Source organism: Oricola sp. (genome assembly GCF_022763245.1).
Taxonomy (GTDB): domain Bacteria; phylum Pseudomonadota; class Alphaproteobacteria; order Rhizobiales; family Rhizobiaceae; genus Oricola.
In genome coordinates, this window is sequence record NZ_JALEGV010000040.1 from 315,751 (window position 1) to 332,688 (window position 16,938).

At 63.7% G+C, this 16,938-nt stretch carries 18 protein-coding genes; 8 read left to right on the forward strand and 10 right to left on the reverse strand.

Annotated features, from left to right (window positions below; translation table 11 throughout):
- Window positions 1–120: 120 nt before the first annotated feature.
- The 3 genes from MRY80_RS18955 to MRY80_RS18965 all read right to left on the reverse strand — a co-directional run bounded on the left by MRY80_RS18955 (window position 121) and on the right by MRY80_RS18965 (window position 2,799).
- Complete coding sequence (locus MRY80_RS18955; RefSeq protein WP_293292630.1) at window positions 121–1,398, reverse strand: L,D-transpeptidase family protein; 1,278 nt, start codon at window positions 1,396–1,398, stop codon at window positions 121–123.
- A 319-nt stretch (window positions 1,399–1,717) separates the two neighbouring features.
- Window positions 1,718–2,230, reverse strand: coding sequence for a MarR family winged helix-turn-helix transcriptional regulator (locus MRY80_RS18960; protein ID WP_293293048.1), 513 nt, complete (start codon window positions 2,228–2,230; stop codon window positions 1,718–1,720).
- Window positions 2,231–2,373: 143 nt separating this feature from the next.
- On the reverse strand, window positions 2,374–2,799 hold the full coding sequence (locus MRY80_RS18965) for a DUF6163 family protein (RefSeq protein WP_293292631.1): 426 nt from the start codon (window positions 2,797–2,799) through the stop codon (window positions 2,374–2,376).
- A 104-nt stretch (window positions 2,800–2,903) separates the two neighbouring features.
- Between MRY80_RS18965 and hemB the strand changes: the two genes are divergently transcribed.
- From hemB to MRY80_RS18980, 3 genes are all read left to right on the forward strand, one after another.
- Window positions 2,904–3,905 carry a porphobilinogen synthase gene (gene hemB, locus MRY80_RS18970; RefSeq protein ID WP_293292632.1) on the forward strand — a complete coding sequence of 334 codons (1,002 nt, stop codon included), beginning with the start codon at window positions 2,904–2,906 and terminating at the stop codon, window positions 3,903–3,905.
- Window positions 3,906–3,965: 60 nt separating this feature from the next.
- Window positions 3,966–4,457, forward strand: a complete 492-nt coding sequence (locus MRY80_RS18975) for an RDD family protein (RefSeq protein WP_293292633.1) — start codon at window positions 3,966–3,968, stop codon at window positions 4,455–4,457.
- A 98-nt stretch (window positions 4,458–4,555) separates the two neighbouring features.
- On the forward strand, window positions 4,556–5,299 hold the full coding sequence (locus tag MRY80_RS18980) for an arginyltransferase (RefSeq protein WP_293292634.1): 744 nt from the start codon (window positions 4,556–4,558) through the stop codon (window positions 5,297–5,299).
- A gap of 4 nt (window positions 5,300–5,303) precedes the next feature.
- Here the strand turns inward: MRY80_RS18980 and MRY80_RS18985 are convergent, their stop codons facing one another.
- From MRY80_RS18985 to MRY80_RS18995, 3 genes are read right to left on the reverse strand one after another with little or no spacing between them, the layout of a single operon-like run.
- Window positions 5,304–5,807 carry a flavin reductase family protein gene (locus MRY80_RS18985; RefSeq protein ID WP_293292635.1) on the reverse strand — a complete coding sequence of 168 codons (504 nt, stop codon included), beginning with the start codon at window positions 5,805–5,807 and terminating at the stop codon, window positions 5,304–5,306.
- Window positions 5,808–5,821: 14 nt separating this feature from the next.
- Entirely contained in the window at window positions 5,822–6,727 is a 906-nt protein-coding gene (locus MRY80_RS18990) for an aldo/keto reductase (RefSeq protein ID WP_293293050.1), read from the reverse strand.
- Window positions 6,728–6,732: 5 nt separating this feature from the next.
- Window positions 6,733–7,890: an LLM class flavin-dependent oxidoreductase gene (locus tag MRY80_RS18995; RefSeq protein WP_293292636.1), complete on the reverse strand. Its 1,158-nt coding sequence runs from the start codon at window positions 7,888–7,890 to the stop codon at window positions 6,733–6,735.
- Between the two features lie 240 nt (window positions 7,891–8,130).
- On the opposite strand from MRY80_RS18995, the gene MRY80_RS19000 reads away from it, so the two are divergent.
- Window positions 8,131–8,850, forward strand: coding sequence for a GntR family transcriptional regulator (locus MRY80_RS19000; RefSeq protein WP_293292637.1), 720 nt, complete (start codon window positions 8,131–8,133; stop codon window positions 8,848–8,850).
- Window positions 8,851–8,862: 12 nt separating this feature from the next.
- Here MRY80_RS19000 and MRY80_RS19005 read toward each other — a convergent pair whose 3' ends face one another.
- The 3 genes from MRY80_RS19005 to MRY80_RS19015 form a co-directional block, all read right to left on the reverse strand.
- Window positions 8,863–9,837, reverse strand: coding sequence for a GH25 family lysozyme (locus MRY80_RS19005; RefSeq protein WP_293292638.1), 975 nt, complete (start codon window positions 9,835–9,837; stop codon window positions 8,863–8,865).
- Window positions 9,838–10,248: 411 nt separating this feature from the next.
- Complete coding sequence (locus MRY80_RS19010; protein WP_293292639.1) at window positions 10,249–11,214, reverse strand: fumarylacetoacetate hydrolase family protein; 966 nt, start codon at window positions 11,212–11,214, stop codon at window positions 10,249–10,251.
- A gap of 13 nt (window positions 11,215–11,227) precedes the next feature.
- Window positions 11,228–11,902 carry a TetR/AcrR family transcriptional regulator gene (locus tag MRY80_RS19015; RefSeq protein WP_293292640.1) on the reverse strand — a complete coding sequence of 225 codons (675 nt, stop codon included), beginning with the start codon at window positions 11,900–11,902 and terminating at the stop codon, window positions 11,228–11,230.
- A 111-nt stretch (window positions 11,903–12,013) separates the two neighbouring features.
- On the opposite strand from MRY80_RS19015, the gene MRY80_RS19020 reads away from it, so the two are divergent.
- From MRY80_RS19020 to MRY80_RS19035, 4 genes are read left to right on the forward strand one after another with little or no spacing between them, the layout of a single operon-like run.
- Window positions 12,014–13,087: a C4-dicarboxylate TRAP transporter substrate-binding protein gene (locus MRY80_RS19020; RefSeq protein WP_293292641.1), complete on the forward strand. Its 1,074-nt coding sequence runs from the start codon at window positions 12,014–12,016 to the stop codon at window positions 13,085–13,087.
- Between the two features lie 49 nt (window positions 13,088–13,136).
- Entirely contained in the window at window positions 13,137–13,691 is a 555-nt protein-coding gene (locus tag MRY80_RS19025) for a TRAP transporter small permease (protein WP_293292642.1), read from the forward strand.
- Window positions 13,678–14,991, forward strand: coding sequence for a TRAP transporter large permease (locus MRY80_RS19030; RefSeq protein WP_293292643.1), 1,314 nt, complete (start codon window positions 13,678–13,680; stop codon window positions 14,989–14,991). Before MRY80_RS19025 ends, MRY80_RS19030 begins: the two co-directional genes overlap by 14 nt.
- Window positions 14,992–15,003: 12 nt before the next feature.
- A complete protein-coding gene (locus MRY80_RS19035) occupies window positions 15,004–16,008 on the forward strand; it encodes an MBL fold metallo-hydrolase (RefSeq protein ID WP_293292644.1) in 1,005 nt (334 codons plus the stop codon).
- 66 nt (window positions 16,009–16,074) lie between these two features.
- Here the strand turns inward: MRY80_RS19035 and MRY80_RS19040 are convergent, their stop codons facing one another.
- Window positions 16,075–16,785, reverse strand: coding sequence for a hypothetical protein (locus tag MRY80_RS19040; RefSeq protein WP_293292645.1), 711 nt, complete (start codon window positions 16,783–16,785; stop codon window positions 16,075–16,077).
- Between the last annotated feature and the right edge of the window lie 153 nt (window positions 16,786–16,938).

Here is a 16,938-nt window from a genome sequence, read left to right on the forward strand (position 1 = left end):
GGGTGATCACGCCGATTTGCGCCGCGCATTACCACGTCTGCGATGAGACTTCCAATGCCTGGAGGCGAAGCGCTCCGACGTTTTCAGGCCACGCGGTGCCGCGGGCCATATGTCGCAGTGTCAGAGCGTCGTGGTGGAGAGCTGCAACTCGTCGACGCCGTCGCGTGCATAGATGTCGTCGCGGAAATGAACCACGCCGTCACCCGTCGACCAGGCGCTGATATAGACGAAGTAGACCGGCACGGGCGTCGTCAGCTCGATTTCGGTGTTCTCACCGGTCGAGATCACGCCCTCGATCTGGTTGCGGCTCCAGCCCGGCGTGTCGCGCAGCAGCCAGCTCGTCAGTTCGCGCACGTTGTGCACGCGCACGCAGCCCGACGATTCGAACCGCAGAAGCTGGCCGAAAATGCTCTGCTGCGGCGTATCGTGCATGTAGACGGCATGCGGATTGTTGAAATTGATCTTGGTGGACGACATCGCGTTGATCTTGCCCGGATCCTGGCGGAAACGCAGGTTCATCGTCAGCGCCTCGTCGGTCGACCAGTCGACCAGCTCCGGCGGCACCTCGTTGCCCTGAGGATCGAACAGGCGGATCGAATTGCGCGTCAGATAGGTCGGATCCTTGCGCATCAACGGAATGATGTCCTTCTCGATGATCGACTTCGGCGCCGTCCAATACGGGTTCAGGATCACCTCGTAGATCTGCGAGTTGAGGATCGGGGTCTGGCGATCCACCTTGCCGACAATGGCCTTGTGGTTCTGCGCGACGCGACCGTTCTCCACCGCCTCGATCTCGGCGGCGGGAATGTTGACCATCACGTAGCGGTCGCCGAGGAAGCCGGACATGGAGCGAAGGCGCACAAGGTTGGTCTCGAGCTGACCCAGCCGAACAGGCGCGCTGACATTCAGCGCGGCGAGCGTGACATTGCCGATCACGCCGTCCGCAGGCATGCCGTGCCGCAGCTGAAACCGCTTCACGGCCTCGTCGAGCAGCGTGTCGAACACATCGCTGTCGCCGGCATTGCGCGGCAGGTCGCCGGAGATGATCAGGCGGCGGCGCAATTCGCGCACAGCCGGATCCTTGGAGCCGACTTTCAGCCGGGTCGTCAGATTGACGCGCGGCCAGCCGCCCTGCGCGACGATGTTGCGATAGGTGTAGATGGCCTGCTCGACATAGGAGACGGTGGCGATGCTGAGAATCGGCTGGCGGGTCTTGACCTCGGCCACACGTCCGCCGGTTGCGTCAAACTGGTCATCCCAGTTGCCACGACGCGGAGACTGGAAAATCTCGGTCAGGGGCTCCTGCGCGAGCGCGCTCGAATAGCTCGCCGCCAACGCCCCGATCGCGCCCATCCCCTTCAGGAAAGTCCGACGATCTTTTTTTCCAAATCCGCTCATGAATCACCTGCGTGTACGCTTTCGGAGAGACCGCTCGGCTAACCTTATGTTGGCCCGCGCGCATTGCCGTCAACCTAGGAACTCAAAAACCGCTGTCACGGTTCCGCGATCAACGCGACAAATCCGGCGGCCATTTTCGGCGCGCAACGACGGCCTCTCCACCGGGTTGGCAGCATTCACGGGATTATGGCCAATTGATGTTGGGTGGAGGGTCGCGGCCCCAGGGAGCTGATTGGTCGCAACACCCCACAGCGTACGAGCAGAATCAGAAAAGGCGCAGCCAAGGCCGCGCCCTCCATCTCCGGCGAATCGCCCCGCCTCAGAGGCGGTAGAGGATCGTGTCGTTCCAGAACCGGTCGAGACGTTGCATGGCGCGATTCATGGCCTGGAACTCCTCGGCGCCGATGCCGCCGACCGTCTCGATGGAAAGGATGTGCCGGTTGTAGAGCTCACCCACGGTGGCGGCGACCTCCCGGCCCTTCTCCGTCAGGCTGATGCGCACGGAGCGACGATCCGTCTTCGACTTCTTGTGATCGACGAAACCGAGTTCCACCAGCTTCTTCAGATTGTAGGAGACGTTGGAACCGAGATAGTAGCCGCGCGAGCGCAACTCGCCTGCCGTCAGAACGCTGTCGCCGATATTGAACAGAAGCAGGGCCTGAACGGCGTTGATGTCGCTGCGGCCGGCCCGGTCGAATTCGTCCTTGACGACATCAAGCAAACGGCGATGAAGCCGCTCCACGAGCTGCAGGGACTCCAAGTAAAGTTCGCGCACGTCGGATTCGGACGCGTCTAGGGGCGGTGCGCCCACCGTTTTGGTCGCATTCATCATCATCGGGTTGCCTCACTGTCATGCCGGTGACTTGTTTTTTCTTCACCGTTGGGCGGCAAACTACCCAATGCGACTAAAATTCGACTTAAACGTCAAAGTTAATGCGCGCTTACCCGCTGTTCCTTTCCAGATACGGTTAACATTCAGTGTAACCGTTCGCGATAACGCTGGATCGCCATGGTGACGAGGATCAGCGCCAGAAGGGTAAGCGCCGCGGCATGGCCGACAACCACGGCAGGCCGGGAAATATAGCTTTCGGACCAGACGCCGTAGACGCCGATCTCGATGAAACTGGCGATCACCCACAAGACGATCCCCCAGGATGTCAGCATCCACAGTCCCATTGCGGCACAGGGCAGCAAAACGGCCAGAACGACCCACGGGACCTGCCAGTGAACCGGAAGCTCGTCGAAACGCGGAAGATCGGCTGCGCCCAGCCCGGTGAGCTGCGCCCAGTAGGACAGACCGGAGAACAGAGCGACGGTCGCCATCAGCCTCAGGAACCAGACGAACAACATCTGGATCAGGCTGAACGGTTCTTCCTTCATTTCGCCGCTGATTGCGACCAATTGCTGCCCCCATCCCCTCATCGCTCGTCGGCGTTGGCCTGCGCGATGTCGCCATGCTAGGCAAGCGCGAACTCGAAACAAGCGTGAATCGACAGGTAGCGACCATGACACGAAGCGTCGACGAAATCACCGGTGGAAAACGGCTGCGCCGGATGCGCAAGGCCGATTGGTCCCGTCGCCTGGTGCGCGAGAACGACCTGACGGTCAACGAACTGATCTGGCCGATCTTCCTGATCGACGGGGACGATCGCACCGAGACGATCGAGGCCATGCCGGGCGTGGAGCGGCTGACCGTCGACCGGGCGGTGCGAGCGGCCGAAGAAGCCGCGAAACTCGGCATCCCGGCGATCGCGACATTCCCCAACATCGCCGTGGACAAGCGCGACACGACCGGGAGCCACGCGCTGGACGACGACAATCTCATCAACCGCGCGACACGGGCGATCAAGGCAGCGGTGCCGGAGATCGGCATCATCACCGATGCCGCGCTCGATCCCTTCACCGATCACGGCCATGACGGGGTGTTGCGCGACGGGATCATCGTCAATGACGAATCGGTCGAGCAGATCGTCAAAGCCGCCGTCAGCCAGGCAGCGGCCGGGGCGGACATCATCGCGCCCTCCGACATGATGGACGGGCGCATCGGGGCCATCCGCGACGCACTCGACGACGCCGGTTTCCAGGATGTGGCCATCATGTCCTACGCGACGAAATTCGCGTCGGCCTATTACGGCCCCTATCGCGAGGCGATCGGAACCGCAGGGCTGCTCAAGGGCGACAAGAAGACCTACTACATCGATCCGGGCAACACCGAAGAAGCCTTGCGCGAGACGGAAGCCGACCTCGACGAGGGCGCCGACATGGTGATGGTCAAACCCGGCCTGCCCTATCTCGACATTTGCCGGCGCGTGAAGGAGACCTTCCAGGTTCCGACCTTCGCCTACCAGGTGTCCGGCGAGTACGCGATGATCGAGGCGGCGGCGGCCAATGGCTGGATCGACGGCGAGAAGGTGATGATGGAGACCCTGCTCTCGTTCAAGCGGGCGGGATGCGACGGCATCCTGACCTATTTCGCCCCGCGGGTCGCACGGTTGCTGCAGGGCTGAGGCCCACCGCTCTTGATCGCGCCGGCATGGCCACCCACCTTTCTTTCGAAAGGAACAACCATGCCGAACACCCAGACCATCGACGCCTATGACGACATCGGAACCGACCGCTACGACGACTGGCGGCTGTTCGAGGGCGTCCGCACGCGCCGGATCTTCGCGTTCCTGATCGATTACGCGATGGTGTTCCTGCTGATCGTGCTTGCAGTGCCGGTGATCTTCGTTCTCGGTTTCGCGACCGCCGGCCTGATTTGGCTTCTCTATCTCGTTCTCGGCCCTCTCGTGGCGCTGACCTATATCGGCTGGACTGTCGGCGGGCCGAGCCAGGCGACGATCGGCATGCGGATGACGGGTATCCATCTGGAGCGCTATGACGGCCGCCCGGTCGATTTCCTGACCGCGGTCGTCCATTCCGTGCTGTTCTGGGCCTCGACGGCGCTCAGCACACCTCTCCTGTTGATCCCCGTTCTTGCGGCGCCGCTCTTCCTCGAACACAAGCGCACGCTGCATGACCTGCTCATGGGGACGGTCGTCGTACGGTCGGCTCGCTGATCACGCCAACTGGCCTCGACCGCAAGAAGTTGGCCATTGGGCATATTGACGTTTGGTCCGTTCTCGCCAAATCTTCTCGCTGAAGCGAGACGGGCTTAATGACTCAGCATTCTCCGAAATCACCGCAATTCTTTCTGACCTCGCCGTCGCCCTGCCCCTATCTCGATGGTCAGCACGAGCGGAAGGTGTTCACCCATCTCGTCGGCGAGAAGGCTGCCGAGATGAACGACCTGCTGACCCAGGGGGGCTTCCGCCGCAGCCAGAACATCGCATATCGGCCGGCCTGCGAAACCTGCCGGGCCTGCGTCTCGGTTCGCATCCTCGCCGACGAATTCGAGGCGTCGCGCAATCTGCGCCGCATCAACGGGATCAACAGCGACCTGATCGGCCGCGAGAGCCGGGCCGAGCCCACAAGCGAGCAATACTCCCTGTTCCGCCGCTATCTTGACGCCCGCCACAGCAAGGGCGGCATGGCGGAGATGACGGTGCTCGATTACGCGATGATGGTGGAGGACACGCATGTTCCCACCCGGCTGATCGAATATCGCCGGCGCGGACCGGACAGCTTCGTTACCGGCGCAGGCGAAGGCGAGCTGGTCGCGGTGGCGCTGTCGGATCGCATGGGTGACGGCTATTCGATGGTCTATTCCTTCTTCGACCCCGCCCTGACGTCGCGGTCTCTCGGAACCTGGATGATCCTCGACCATATCGAGCGCGCCCGCGCCGAGGGCTTGCCGCATGTCTATCTCGGCTATTGGGTCGAGGGTTCACGCAAGATGGAATACAAGACCCGGTTCCAGCCGCAGGAACACCTGACGGCAGCCGGATGGGAACGCTACTGACGCCTCAGGCGCCGAGTTCCATGAACTGTCCGCGCAGATAGCCGAGCGCCGGGCGGTCGTTCGACGCAAAGTCCAGCACCCGACCGATCAGCACGTCGTGATCGCCTGCCGGCACGACATTGTCGAGCGCGCAGTCGAACCAGGCAACAGCCCCATCCACCACGATCCGACCCGAATCCAGACGGTGCGTCGCCACGCCGGAAAACCGTTCAGCCGGCGTGCCGCGTGTGAAATGCATCGCGATGTCGCGCTGATCGGCCGCCAGCAGCGACACGCTGTAGCCGGAGGAGCGCGTGAAGGCGGCGTGGCTGGACGCGGTCTTCTGCACGCTCCACAAGACCATGGGCGGATCAAGCGAGACGGTATTGAAGGAATTGCAGGTCATGCCGAAATCGCCGCCCTCATACTGCGTCGTCACGACGGCGATGCCGGTGGCGAAACAGCCCATCGCCCGCTTCAGGGCGGCGTGGTTGAGCGTTTCGAGATTCAAATGGGCGTCGGCATTCATCGTTTCGGTTTTCCTCAAGGAACGTCCTTGCCTTCCGCGAGAACCCATAATTCGTACCAGAGCTCGCGATCGAAGCCGACTTTCAGGCTGTCGGCTATTTTGGCGATGCGGTCGTGGTTGTTCGTTCCCACGATCGGCATGATGTTTGACGGATGCGCCATGACCCAGGCCAATGCAACCGCGTCTGATGAAACATGGTGTTCACCGGCGATTTCGGCAAGTCGTCCGGACAGGCGCGCGCCGGCCGGATTGGACGCGTCGAAGAGCGCGCCGCCTGCCAGGGGCGACCATGCCATCGGCGAAATGCCCTTCATCTGCAATTGCGCGATCTGACCGTTGGTGAAGGAGCCGTGTTCAAGCAGGCTGATCTCGATCTGGTTCGTGAGCAGCGGATGCTTCATGGCAGATTGCAGAAGATCGAAATCCCACGGCATGAAATTGGACACGCCGATGCCGCGCACGAGACCGTCATCCACAAGCGCGTCGAGTGCCGCTCCGGTCTCCTCGTGATCCATGAACGGATCGGGCCGGTGGATAAGCATCAGATCGACGACATCAAGGCCAAGCCGTCGGAGCGAAGTCTCGGCCGACGCCCGAATATGCGCCGCCGACGTGTCGTAGTATTTCACGCGCCGATCCGGAAAGGCCGGTGTTTGCAGCATGATGCCGCATTTGGTGACGACCTGGATGCGCTGCTTCAGGCCCGGGTCGCGGGCGAGCGCGGCGCCGAAGAGTTCCTCGCAGACATAGCCGCCATAGATGTCCGCGTGATCAAAGGTGGTGATCCCCTGGTCGAGGCACATGCCGATCTTCGTCGCCACGGCCTGGGGGGACGAGTCGGCGCTGTCGGAAAGCCTCCAGCAGCCATAAACCAGCCGGCTCATGTCCGGCATCCCCTGGCCCAGCGTGATCATCGGCATGTCGGTCATCGGCGCACTCCCACACCCAGCGGCGTCGCCGGCGTTTCGGCGGGGACGCGTCCATAAATCTCGGGCAGCGAACAGGTGCTCAGCTGCGGCAGCACCTTCTCGCCGAAAATCTCGCATTCGCGCTTGTGCGGATAGCCGGACAGGATGAAGGCACGGATGCCCATGGCGCGGTAGCGCTCCAGCTTCGTCATCACCTGATCCACCGACCCGACCAGCGCCGCGCCGCAACCCGACCGGGCCCGGCCGATGCCGGTCCACAGATTGGGTTCGACGAAGCCGCCCTCGTCGGCCTTGTCACGATTGGCCGCCTGCAACGACACGCCGAAGCTCTTGGCGTCGAGCGCCCGGCCGCGGATTTCCGCGCCGGCTTCGTCATCCAGCATGGAGACGAGCTCGTCTGCATATTCGCGCGCCTCGGCTTCGGTGTCGCGCACGACAACATGCACGCGCAGGCCGTAATCGATCACACGATCATGGGCTTCGGCGCGAGCGTGGACGGTCTTCATGCGCTCGGCGAGCAGTTCTTCCGGTTCAGGCCACATCAGGTAGACATCGCAGTGGTGGCCGCACAGTTCAACTGCATCCGGCGAATAACCGCCAAAATAAAGCAGTGGCCCGCCATTTTGCTGATACGGCTTCACAGGATCGGTCGACAAACCCTTGATGGAATAGACCTCTCCCTCGTAGTCGATACGATCCCGCGTCCAGGCCTGCCGGAGGATTTCGACCACTTCCGTGGAGCGGCGGTAGCGATATTCGCTCGAGGCCTCCTCGCCAGGGAAGTTCGACGAGATGACATTCAGCGTCAGCCGGCCCTTCATCATGTGATCGACGGTGGCGACGGCCCGCGCCAGCATCGCGGGGTGGACCTCGCCACAGCGGATCGCGGCCAGCATGTTGATGTGCTCCGTCAGCGGCGCCATGGCGGAAACGAAGCTCCACGTGTCCTGCCCCACCTGATAGGAGGACGGACAAAGGATGTTGCGATAGCCGAGCCTGTCGGCGGTGCGGACGATTTCACTCGTATGTTCCCACGAAGAACGCAGATCACCCTCGGGGACGCCCAGATGGCGATAGTCATCGGAGCAGATCGGCGCGAACCAGGCGACCTCGGCGGCATCGAGATCGGCGCTTTTCACCGGCACGACAGTCATGCAGACCTCCTTCGGAGCGGCAGCGAGCGGGCAATTCCGACGCTGCGACGATGTGTATCAATAGTGAATGAATTGAATGTCGAAGACAAGCGAAATCGGCAAGTGCCAGAGCCGTTCGGCCCTGCGCTGATGACGAAGAACAATCACTTCCTTTTTTGTAGCGGTTCCGGACAGTGAACAGGTTTCCACTCAACCTGGAACCGCTCTAGTGTAGCGCGGGTTTCGTGCCGGGGGACGAATTTGGCCGATCAAACTTCGAAGGGCGGCAGCCTGCCGCTCTATCTCCAGATCAGCGAGTTGCTGAGCCGCGAGATCGCGGCCGGGCTTTGGCCCGACGGTTCGCGGCTTCCGACCGAGGCGGAGCTTGCCGGCAAACTCGGCGTGGCAATCGGCACGCTGCGCAAGGCGCTGGCGCTATTGGAAAAACGCGGACTGCTCGAACGCATCCAGGGGTCCGGCACCTATGTGCGCCGCAAGGGCAAGGCCGGATCGATCTACGAGTTCTTCCACCTCGAACTGAAGCAGGGCGTCGGCCTGCCGACCGCCGAGGTGCTGTCGCTCGACCTCTGCGACACGCCGGAATTCCTGCCCGCCTTCGGCGACGGCCGCTCCAAGCAGGCCTGGCGGGTGCGGCGGATGCGGCGGCTGGGTGGCGTGCCGGCGGCGCTCGAGGAAATCTGGTTCGACGCCCGCCATGCCCCCGACCTCAAGATCGCCGACATGCTGGAATCGCTGCATTACTTCTACCGCGAGCGGCTGGGCTTCTGGATCGCGCGGGTGGAGGACAAGGTATCCGTATCCCCCTGCCCCGATTTCGGCCCGAGCGACGGGCCCTTCACTCCGGGCGCCCCGTTCGGCTTTGTCGAGCGGGTCTCCTGGGGCAATGCCGACACGATCGAGGAATATTCGCGCAACTGGTTCGATCTGGAGACCGTCTGCTACTCGGCGCGCTGGGTGTGAGCGGAAGCGGGCTCAAATCGCCCGCTTGCCAACCCATCGCTGCCAGCTTTCCGCCGTGCCGTTGAAGACGTTGAGGTCGATCTTGCCCTCGACGCCGCCCGACGTCCCGGTGCCGGAATATTGCCAGAAGGCCCAGTCGCGATCCGGATAAACCTGCTTGGGGTGGGCAACCACGGAGCGCAGCCAGAAGGAATGTTCGGAGAACTGGCCGCGCAGATTGTCCTGGTAGAAATCAGGTGCGGTGTAGATGATCGGCCGAACGCCGTAATGGCGCTCGAGGATGTCCATGAAGATGCGCATCTCGCTGAGCACCTTGGTACGGCCGGGACGCGTGCGGCAGTTGCGCGAATGGGCGTTCCACTCGACATCGATCACCGGAGGCAGCGCTCCGGCTTCCTTGGGCACATTGCGGATGAACCACTCGGCCTGGTCCTTGGCGGTCGAGCACCAGTAATAGAAGTGATAGGCGCCGCGCGGAATGCCGGCCTCGGCGGCAGCGCGCCAGTTGCGCATGAAGGCGTCGTCCTTGTGGTCGTCGCCCTCGGTCGCCTTGATGAAGGCGAAGGACGCGCCGTGGCGGCGCAGGTCCGGCCAATCGATCTCGCCCTGGTATTTCGAGACGTCCACGCCGTGGACTTCAAAGGGTTTCGGTGACGCGCCCTTGAAGGTGACGGGCTTCGCGTCGCTGAAGCGTGCGCGATAGATCGTCTGGCGGCTGCCCTTTTCGCGTAGCGCACGGGCCGGCGGCGCGAAGGCGTGTTCCTCAGAGGGCATTGAGTCGGTCGAAAACGGAACGGACCGAGCCGGCGACGGCGCGTCCGGCGTGCCGCCGGCAAGCGCGGTGACGACCTCCGAGTCGCTCGCCGAACCGTTCGAGATCGAGCCGACGATCTCGCTTGAGGGCGTGAGGTTGAGCGCGTCGAGTTTCGACGAACCGCTGCAACCGGCGACAGTCATCGCGAGAATGGCAGGAAGAAGAAGACGCATGATCACCCGCTACGCACAGACAGAATGGGTTCGGCGCGTCCCCCAACGCCGAAAGCAGAAGCGTTAACGGAACTTTACTAAGACCCCGTCAATGCGGATGATTAACGGGCGGTTAACCAGCGGAAATTCGCGTTAACCTGCGCTTTTTCCGTGGTTTTCGGGCCTTCTCGCTTGGAAAAGGCGAGACGCGATCTGTGCCATTTCGAGCGGAGCCACAGCCGCGTGGCGAAGCGAGCGATGCACGGCCTCTCCACTGTCAGCCGTCGTGCACTCGGATCTCCACGCGAAGCGGGAACAAGCATACCGGCGGCAGGCGGGCGGTGGATCGGTTCTTGGAGAGAGATTGTTGTCTGCAGCGCGTTCGGCTGCACCGAGGACGCATCGGGACAAGCGCCCGATGCGTCGGGCTCGTCAGTTCTTGACGATGCGATTGCGCAGGATGCCGATGCCCTCGACCTCCAGTTCCACCACGTCACCGGGCGACAGGAACCGCATCTGTTCCAGCCCGCAGCCATTGCCGACCGTGCCGGAGCCCAGGAATTCTCCGGAATGGATGGTCTCGGAAGCCGAGATATGCGCGACCAGGTCCTCGAAGGACCAGTACATGGTGGAGGTCGAGCCGCGGCCCCATTCCTCGCCATTCACCCGGCAGATCATCGTCTTGTCATAGGGATCGCCGAATTCGTCGGCGGTCACAAGGCACGGGCCCATGGGGTTGGCCGTGTCGAAATCCTTGCCCTTGGCGGGACCGAGCGATCCACCCATCTCGGCGGTCTGGGCGTCGCGGGCGGTCACGTCGTTGAATATCGTGTAGCCGAAGATGTGCGCCCGCGCGTCTTCCTTCTTCACGTCCTTGGCGGGCTTGCCGATATAGACGCCGAACTCCAGCTCGAAATCCATGAAATTGGAGTAGCTCGGCCAGATGACGTCGTGCTCGTGGCCGACGACCGCGAAACGGTTCGCCTTGTAGTAGATCGGCTGGTCATAGAAGGTTTGCGGCACCGACAGGATGCCCTTCTTTTCCATGTCCCGCTCGGCGGCTTCCGGATCATCGAACTGTTTTGCGCGCAGCTTGCGGGCCTGCTGAAAGGCCTGGATCAGATGAGTCTCGAAGCAGAGGCAGTCACGCATCTGCGGCGGTGGCTGGATCGGGGCATGCAAGCGCACGGAATCGACTGCGACCAACGCGTCGCCCGTCGCGGACTTCGCCGCCTCTTCGGCCTGGGCGAGCGCGCTGTCGCCACCCTCGGCGATCCATAGCACGGAGGCGACCGCCCCGCCTGACGCGGCCGCCAGATCGGCGATTTGCGTGCCGTCCGAGACAAGCGCGCCTGGACGTTTCACTCCGTCGCCCGTGTCAAAGGTCACCAGTTTCATGCAGTCCTCCCTGTTAGGTCTTGCCGCTGCGCGTCAGCGAGCGGTCGCGATGCTTGAGCCCGGCGGCGAGGATCGAGCAGACATGGCGCGCCGCCTCTTCCCAGTCGTCCGAAGAGCACGCCCCGCCCGACAGCCGCGCAATGCGCCCGTTATCGACCAGTACGATGGTCATGGCGCCGAGCATGGTGTGATAGGCCCAATGAACTTCCGCCTTGGTCCAGTCGGGAAAACACTCGCCGATCGCCTCAATCAGCATGTCGGCGATCGGGTCGAACATCTCGCGGAAGATGCCGCGCGCCTCGGCCTGCGGATCGGACATCTCGCGCGTGACGATGCGGCCGAAATCGGCGGACGGGTTCGCGCCACGCAGCGAATACATCGGCAGGATGAGCGCGCGGACGACGAGATCCACCCGGCGTTCGAGATCCGGCTCTGCCCGCGCCATCTGAAGCCCGGCGATGCGCTGATCGACGATGGTCGGTGCGCGACGCTCAAACACAGCCCTGTAGAGGCCGAGCTTGGAACCGAAGTGATAGTTGACCAGCGCGACCGGCGTGTCGGCCAGCTCCGCGATCTTGCGCACGGTGGCGCCGTCATAGCCGAATTGCGCGAAGACGGGCTCGGCGGCGGACAGGATCCGGTCGCGCCGCGATTCCACGTTTTCGGATTTCTTTTTGTCTTGTTCCACGGTCATCGCACGCCAATTGTTGAACACGATAATAATAATCTTGAACAGATGTTCAAGTCCGATTAAGGTCGCCTCCTGAGAAAATGGCATCCATCAATCTGGGAGGAGAACATGAAGCATTTTCAAACCACACTTTCCGTACTCGCAATCAGCGCGGCCGTCTTCGGCACGCCGGCGCTGGCGCAGGAGAAGCTGCGGATGACCGTGGCGACCGGACACCCGGCGGTGTTCCTGTGGGTGAAGCATTTCAACCAGACCTTCATTCCCACGCTTGAGGCGGAGCTCGCCAAGACCGGCGAAGTCGAGATCGAATGGACCGAGGCCTATGGCGGGACGCTGGTGAAACTGGGCGGCGAAGCGCAGGCCATGCAGGACGGGCTGATCGATGTCGGCCAGGCGATGGGCGTATTCGACCCTGCCAATATGGGCATCTTGAACATGACCTATTCCATGCCCTTCGGCCCCGTCGATCCGGTGCTCGTCACCGCGGCGGCCGAACATGCGCTTATGGAGACGGACGGCTTCCTCGACCAGCTCGCAGACACGACCGGCGTCGTCTATATCGGCGGCGGGATTGCGATCGACGGCTACAATATCGCCTCGACCAAGGCGCTCTCGACGCGCGAGGACATGGCCGGCGTGAAGATCTCCGGCGCGGGTCCGAACCTGTCCTGGCTTGACGGCACCAATGCCGTCGGCGTGCAGGGAAGCTATGTGAGCTTCTACAACGACATCAAGACCGGCGTTTCCGACGGCCTGATCGGCTGGATCACCGCCAACGCGCCCTCCAAGATCTGGGAGGTGGCTCCCTACTACAACAAGGTGAATTTCGGCGCGATGTATATCGGCGGCATCGGCGTTTCGCAGAGCCGCTGGGACACGCTGTCCGACAGCACAAAGGACGCCTTCAAGGTAGCGGCCAAAGCCTATCAGGACGCCTATTTCGCCGAACAAGCCGCCAACATCGAAGCGGGGACGCGGGGGATGCTGGATGGCGGTGGCGAAGTTGTCGAATTCGACGATGCCGAGCGCAACGCATGGATTTCGGAGATGGCCAATCCGGTGACGGCGTGGAGCGAGGCGGCGCGGGCGCGCGGCGAGCCGGTGGACGAGTTGCTGGCGGCCTATGTGGCCTATCTGAAGGACGCGGGATTCACCTTCCCGCGCGACTATCTCGCCGAATAAGCGACACAGCCCCGGCGCCGGGCGCCGGGGCGACACCACGAGCCAGAACGTGACGGAACTCAACGACATGAAGCCGACGCAGCGCGACGGCGGCACGGCCGGGCCGCTCGGACCCGTCGTCGCCGGGCTGAACGCGCTCGGCTCGGTGTGGATCATCGGACTGATGCTGCTGGTCTGCGCCGACATCGCCATGCGCACCCTCTTCAACGCGCCGATCGCCGGCGTCGCGGAGATGGTGGCATTTTCCATTGTGGGGATCGTCTTCCTGCAATTGTCGCACACGCTGCGCTCGGGCGCGCTGACGCGGTCGGACCTGCTCATCCTGCTGGTCGAGCGGCGGTCGCCGAAAGCGGCGCGGGTGATCACAGCCCTCTTCAACCTCGTCGGCGCGGGCGTGCTGGCGCTGGCTTTCTGGTATTTCCTGCCGTCGCTGACCAAGGCCTGGACCCATCCGGAACGCAATTTCATGGGCAATCCCGGCTTCTTCCAGATTCCCACCTGGCCGCTCTACCTCCTGATGGCGATCGGCATGGCGGCGACGGTGCTGCAATACCTGGCCTCGGCCTGGCAGAGCCTTGCGGGAGCGTCCGATGAGCGGTCTTGAGATCGGGTTCGCCTCCATCGCGGTGATGCTGGTCCTGATCTATTCGGGCCTGCATGTCGCCATCACGCTGATCCTGGTGAGCTTCGTCGGGGTCTGGCTGTTGCGCGGCAATTTCGACCTCGCGGCCAACCTGATGGTCGCGGCCTTCAAGGATTCCATTTCCGACTACCTGTTCGGCGTGGTGCCGCTGTTCGTGCTGATGGGGCTGGTGGTCTCGGTGGCCGGCTTCGGCCGCGACACGTTCGACGTGGCGCAGCAGGCCTTCCGGCGCATTCTCGGCGGGCTCGGCGTCGCCACCGTCGCGGCGAACGCGATCTTCGCGGCGATCACCGGCATCTCGATCGCCTCGGCGGCCGTCTTCACCAAGGTGGCCGTGCCGGAAATGCGCCGCCACGGCTACACGCCGCATTTCTCGGTCGGCGTGGTGGCAGGCTCCGCCGTGCTCGGCATGCTGATCCCGCCCTCGCTGCTCTTCATCCTCTATGGCGTGCTGACCGAGCAGTCGGTGGGCGACCTGTTCATCGCCGGCGTGATCCCCGGCCTTGTCCTGTCAACGATTTACGCGCTCGGCATCGTGGCGATGGGCAAGTGGACGCCGGGCTTCATCGGCGGCCAGGGACAATCGACCGACGACATGCCCGACATGGGCGGCGCCGAGATGGCGCGCAAGCTCGCGCCAATCGCGGTGCTGGTCGCGCTTGTGCTGGGCGGGATCTATGGCGGCGTGTTCACGCCGACGGAAGCCGGCGCGGCGGGTGCCGCGGGCGCGCTGATCATCGCGGTGGCGCGGCGGCGGCTGAGCTGGGGCGATTTCTGGCAGGTGCTCGTGCAGACCGGGCACACCACCGCCTCGATCTGCTTCCTGATCATGGGGGCGAGCCTCTATTCGCGGATGCTGGCGCTCTCCGGCATGCCGACATGGCTGGGCGACACGGTGCTGGGCTCGGGCTTCGGCGTGAACGGCGTCGTGATCTCGATGATCCTCGTCATGATCATCCTCGGGACGATCCTCGACAGCGCCTCGATCATGCTCCTCGTGCTGCCGATCGCGGTGCCGATCCTGACGGGCCTGAACGTCGATCTCATCTGGCTCGGCGTCATCGCCATCCTGGCGGTCGAGATCGGGCTTCTTACGCCGCCCTTCGGCCTCGCCGTCTACGTCATCAAATCCACGCTTGGCCCGGACAGCGACATCACGCTGGGCCAGATCTTCAAGGGCGCCGCCCCTTTCGCGCTGATGATGGGCCTCGTGCTGATCCTCGTCTTCGTGTTCCCGGCGCTCGCCACCGCATTGCTGTAACGGAGGAGTCTCATGGCGAACTGGAAAAACCGCAAAGGCCTGCAGGAAGTCGCCAACGGCGTCTGGGTCTATCTGCAGCCGGACGGCTCCTGGGGCTGGTCCAATGCCGGGATCATCGCCGACGGCGAGGCCAACCTGCTGGTCGACACGCTCTTCGACCTGAAATACACCAAGGAAATGCTGGACGAGATCAAGGCCAACGTTCCCGGCGGCGACAAGATCGACATCCTCGTCAACACCCATGCCGACGGCGACCACACCTTCGGCAACCAGCTCGTCGAGGGCGCGCGGATCATCGGGACCGAGGGCACCGTCAGCGACTTCGACCGCTTCGACCCGAAGATGCTCGCCGCCGTGATGGCGGACCCCGGAAAGTTCGGCGCGTCGGGCGAGTTCATGGCGGAATGCTTCCGGCCCTTCGATTTCGACAACATCGTGCTGACGCCGCCGACCGAGACCTTCAAGGACAAGATGACGATCCAGGTCGGCCACAAGACCGTCGAGCTGCTCGAGGTCGGACCGGCGCATTCGCTCGGCGACGCGCTGATCTACGTGCCGGACGACAAGGTGGTCTATACCGGCGACATCCTGTTCAACGAGGGCACGCCGATCGCCTGGTACGGCCCAGTGGTGCGCTGGGTGAACGCCTGCAACACGATCCTCGACATGGATGTCGACGTGGTGGTCGCCGGGCACGGGCCGATCGCGACCAAGGAAGACGTGGTGCGGATGCGCGACTACCTGCTCGACATCACCGAAAAGGCGCGGCCCTTCTACGAACAGGGCGTGGACTTCCTCGACGCCGCCTACAAAATCGATCTGGGCGAGTATCGCGACTGGCCGGACGCCGAACGGGTGATCGTGACCATTCGCACGCTCTATGACGATTTCGCCGGCGGGGAACGTCCGGTGCACGCCCCTGTGCCGTTCTTCGAGAAGATGATGGAAATGCGCCATCACCTCGGCAAGCCGCGCGTGCATGACGAATGGTGCCAGGCGCACGGCCACGCCCACTAGGCACAAGCACAGGCGGCCGGCCAGCGGATGCGGGCCGGGCGACAGGCGACGGCGATGCCGTTCCGGTCACGACGTGTCGGGCGCCTCGCGCGCCATGACGGCGAGTTGGTGACACTCGGCCAGGATGCCGTCGACCGAATGGGTGTGCTGCCGGCGCAGGCCGGGCGGCCGGCCCTGGCGCAACGGCGCAAGACGGCCGCGCCGCCGGTCGGGCAACGCCCGGTCGCGGGCGCGCCGCGCCTCCCAGCGCGCCATCCTGCGGGCCGCGCGCGGCAGATCGCCGAGAACCCCCTGCAGCGCCGTCAGCCTGCGGCGCAGCCCGACGGCATCGACCGGATCGCCCGGCATCGCGACCACGATTTCGGGCAGCGGTCGCGGGTCGTTCAGGCCGAGCCAGGTGGCGCGGGGCATGGTCGTGGCGTAGCGCCGCGGCGGGTTCGGCGAATAGCGTTTCAACGCGTCGAGAAGGCCGAAGGACGGAACCCTCTGGCCGCTGCCCGACGCGTTGCCCCGCCCGACGATCCCCGGCGCCGCGGCGTTTGCCGGCAAGGAGACGACGAGACCGCGCGCCAGGATGAAGACCAGGCGGCGCGCGGCGGATTCCGCCGGCTTCAGCACGCGCAGCACATGGGTGCGCAGGCGGCGCGGCATGGTGCCGGCGGCCCCCTCGCCGTCATCGCCCAAAGCCGCCATGGCGAACAGTCCGGCGACGATGCGCAGAAGCGCGGCGCGGTTACGCTCGATCGCCAGTGGCCAATCGAAACCGGTCTGTTGCATCCCTCGCCTTGCCTCCGCCCTCCGAAATTCGATGTCGAAAGGATACGCGACGCGCCGAAACGTTGGACAAGTTTCGGCGAACGGAAGCTTCATTCCATGGCGCGACCGGATTTCCCCTTGCGTAAACCTTGGCGGTCGCGGCAATCAAAGGGT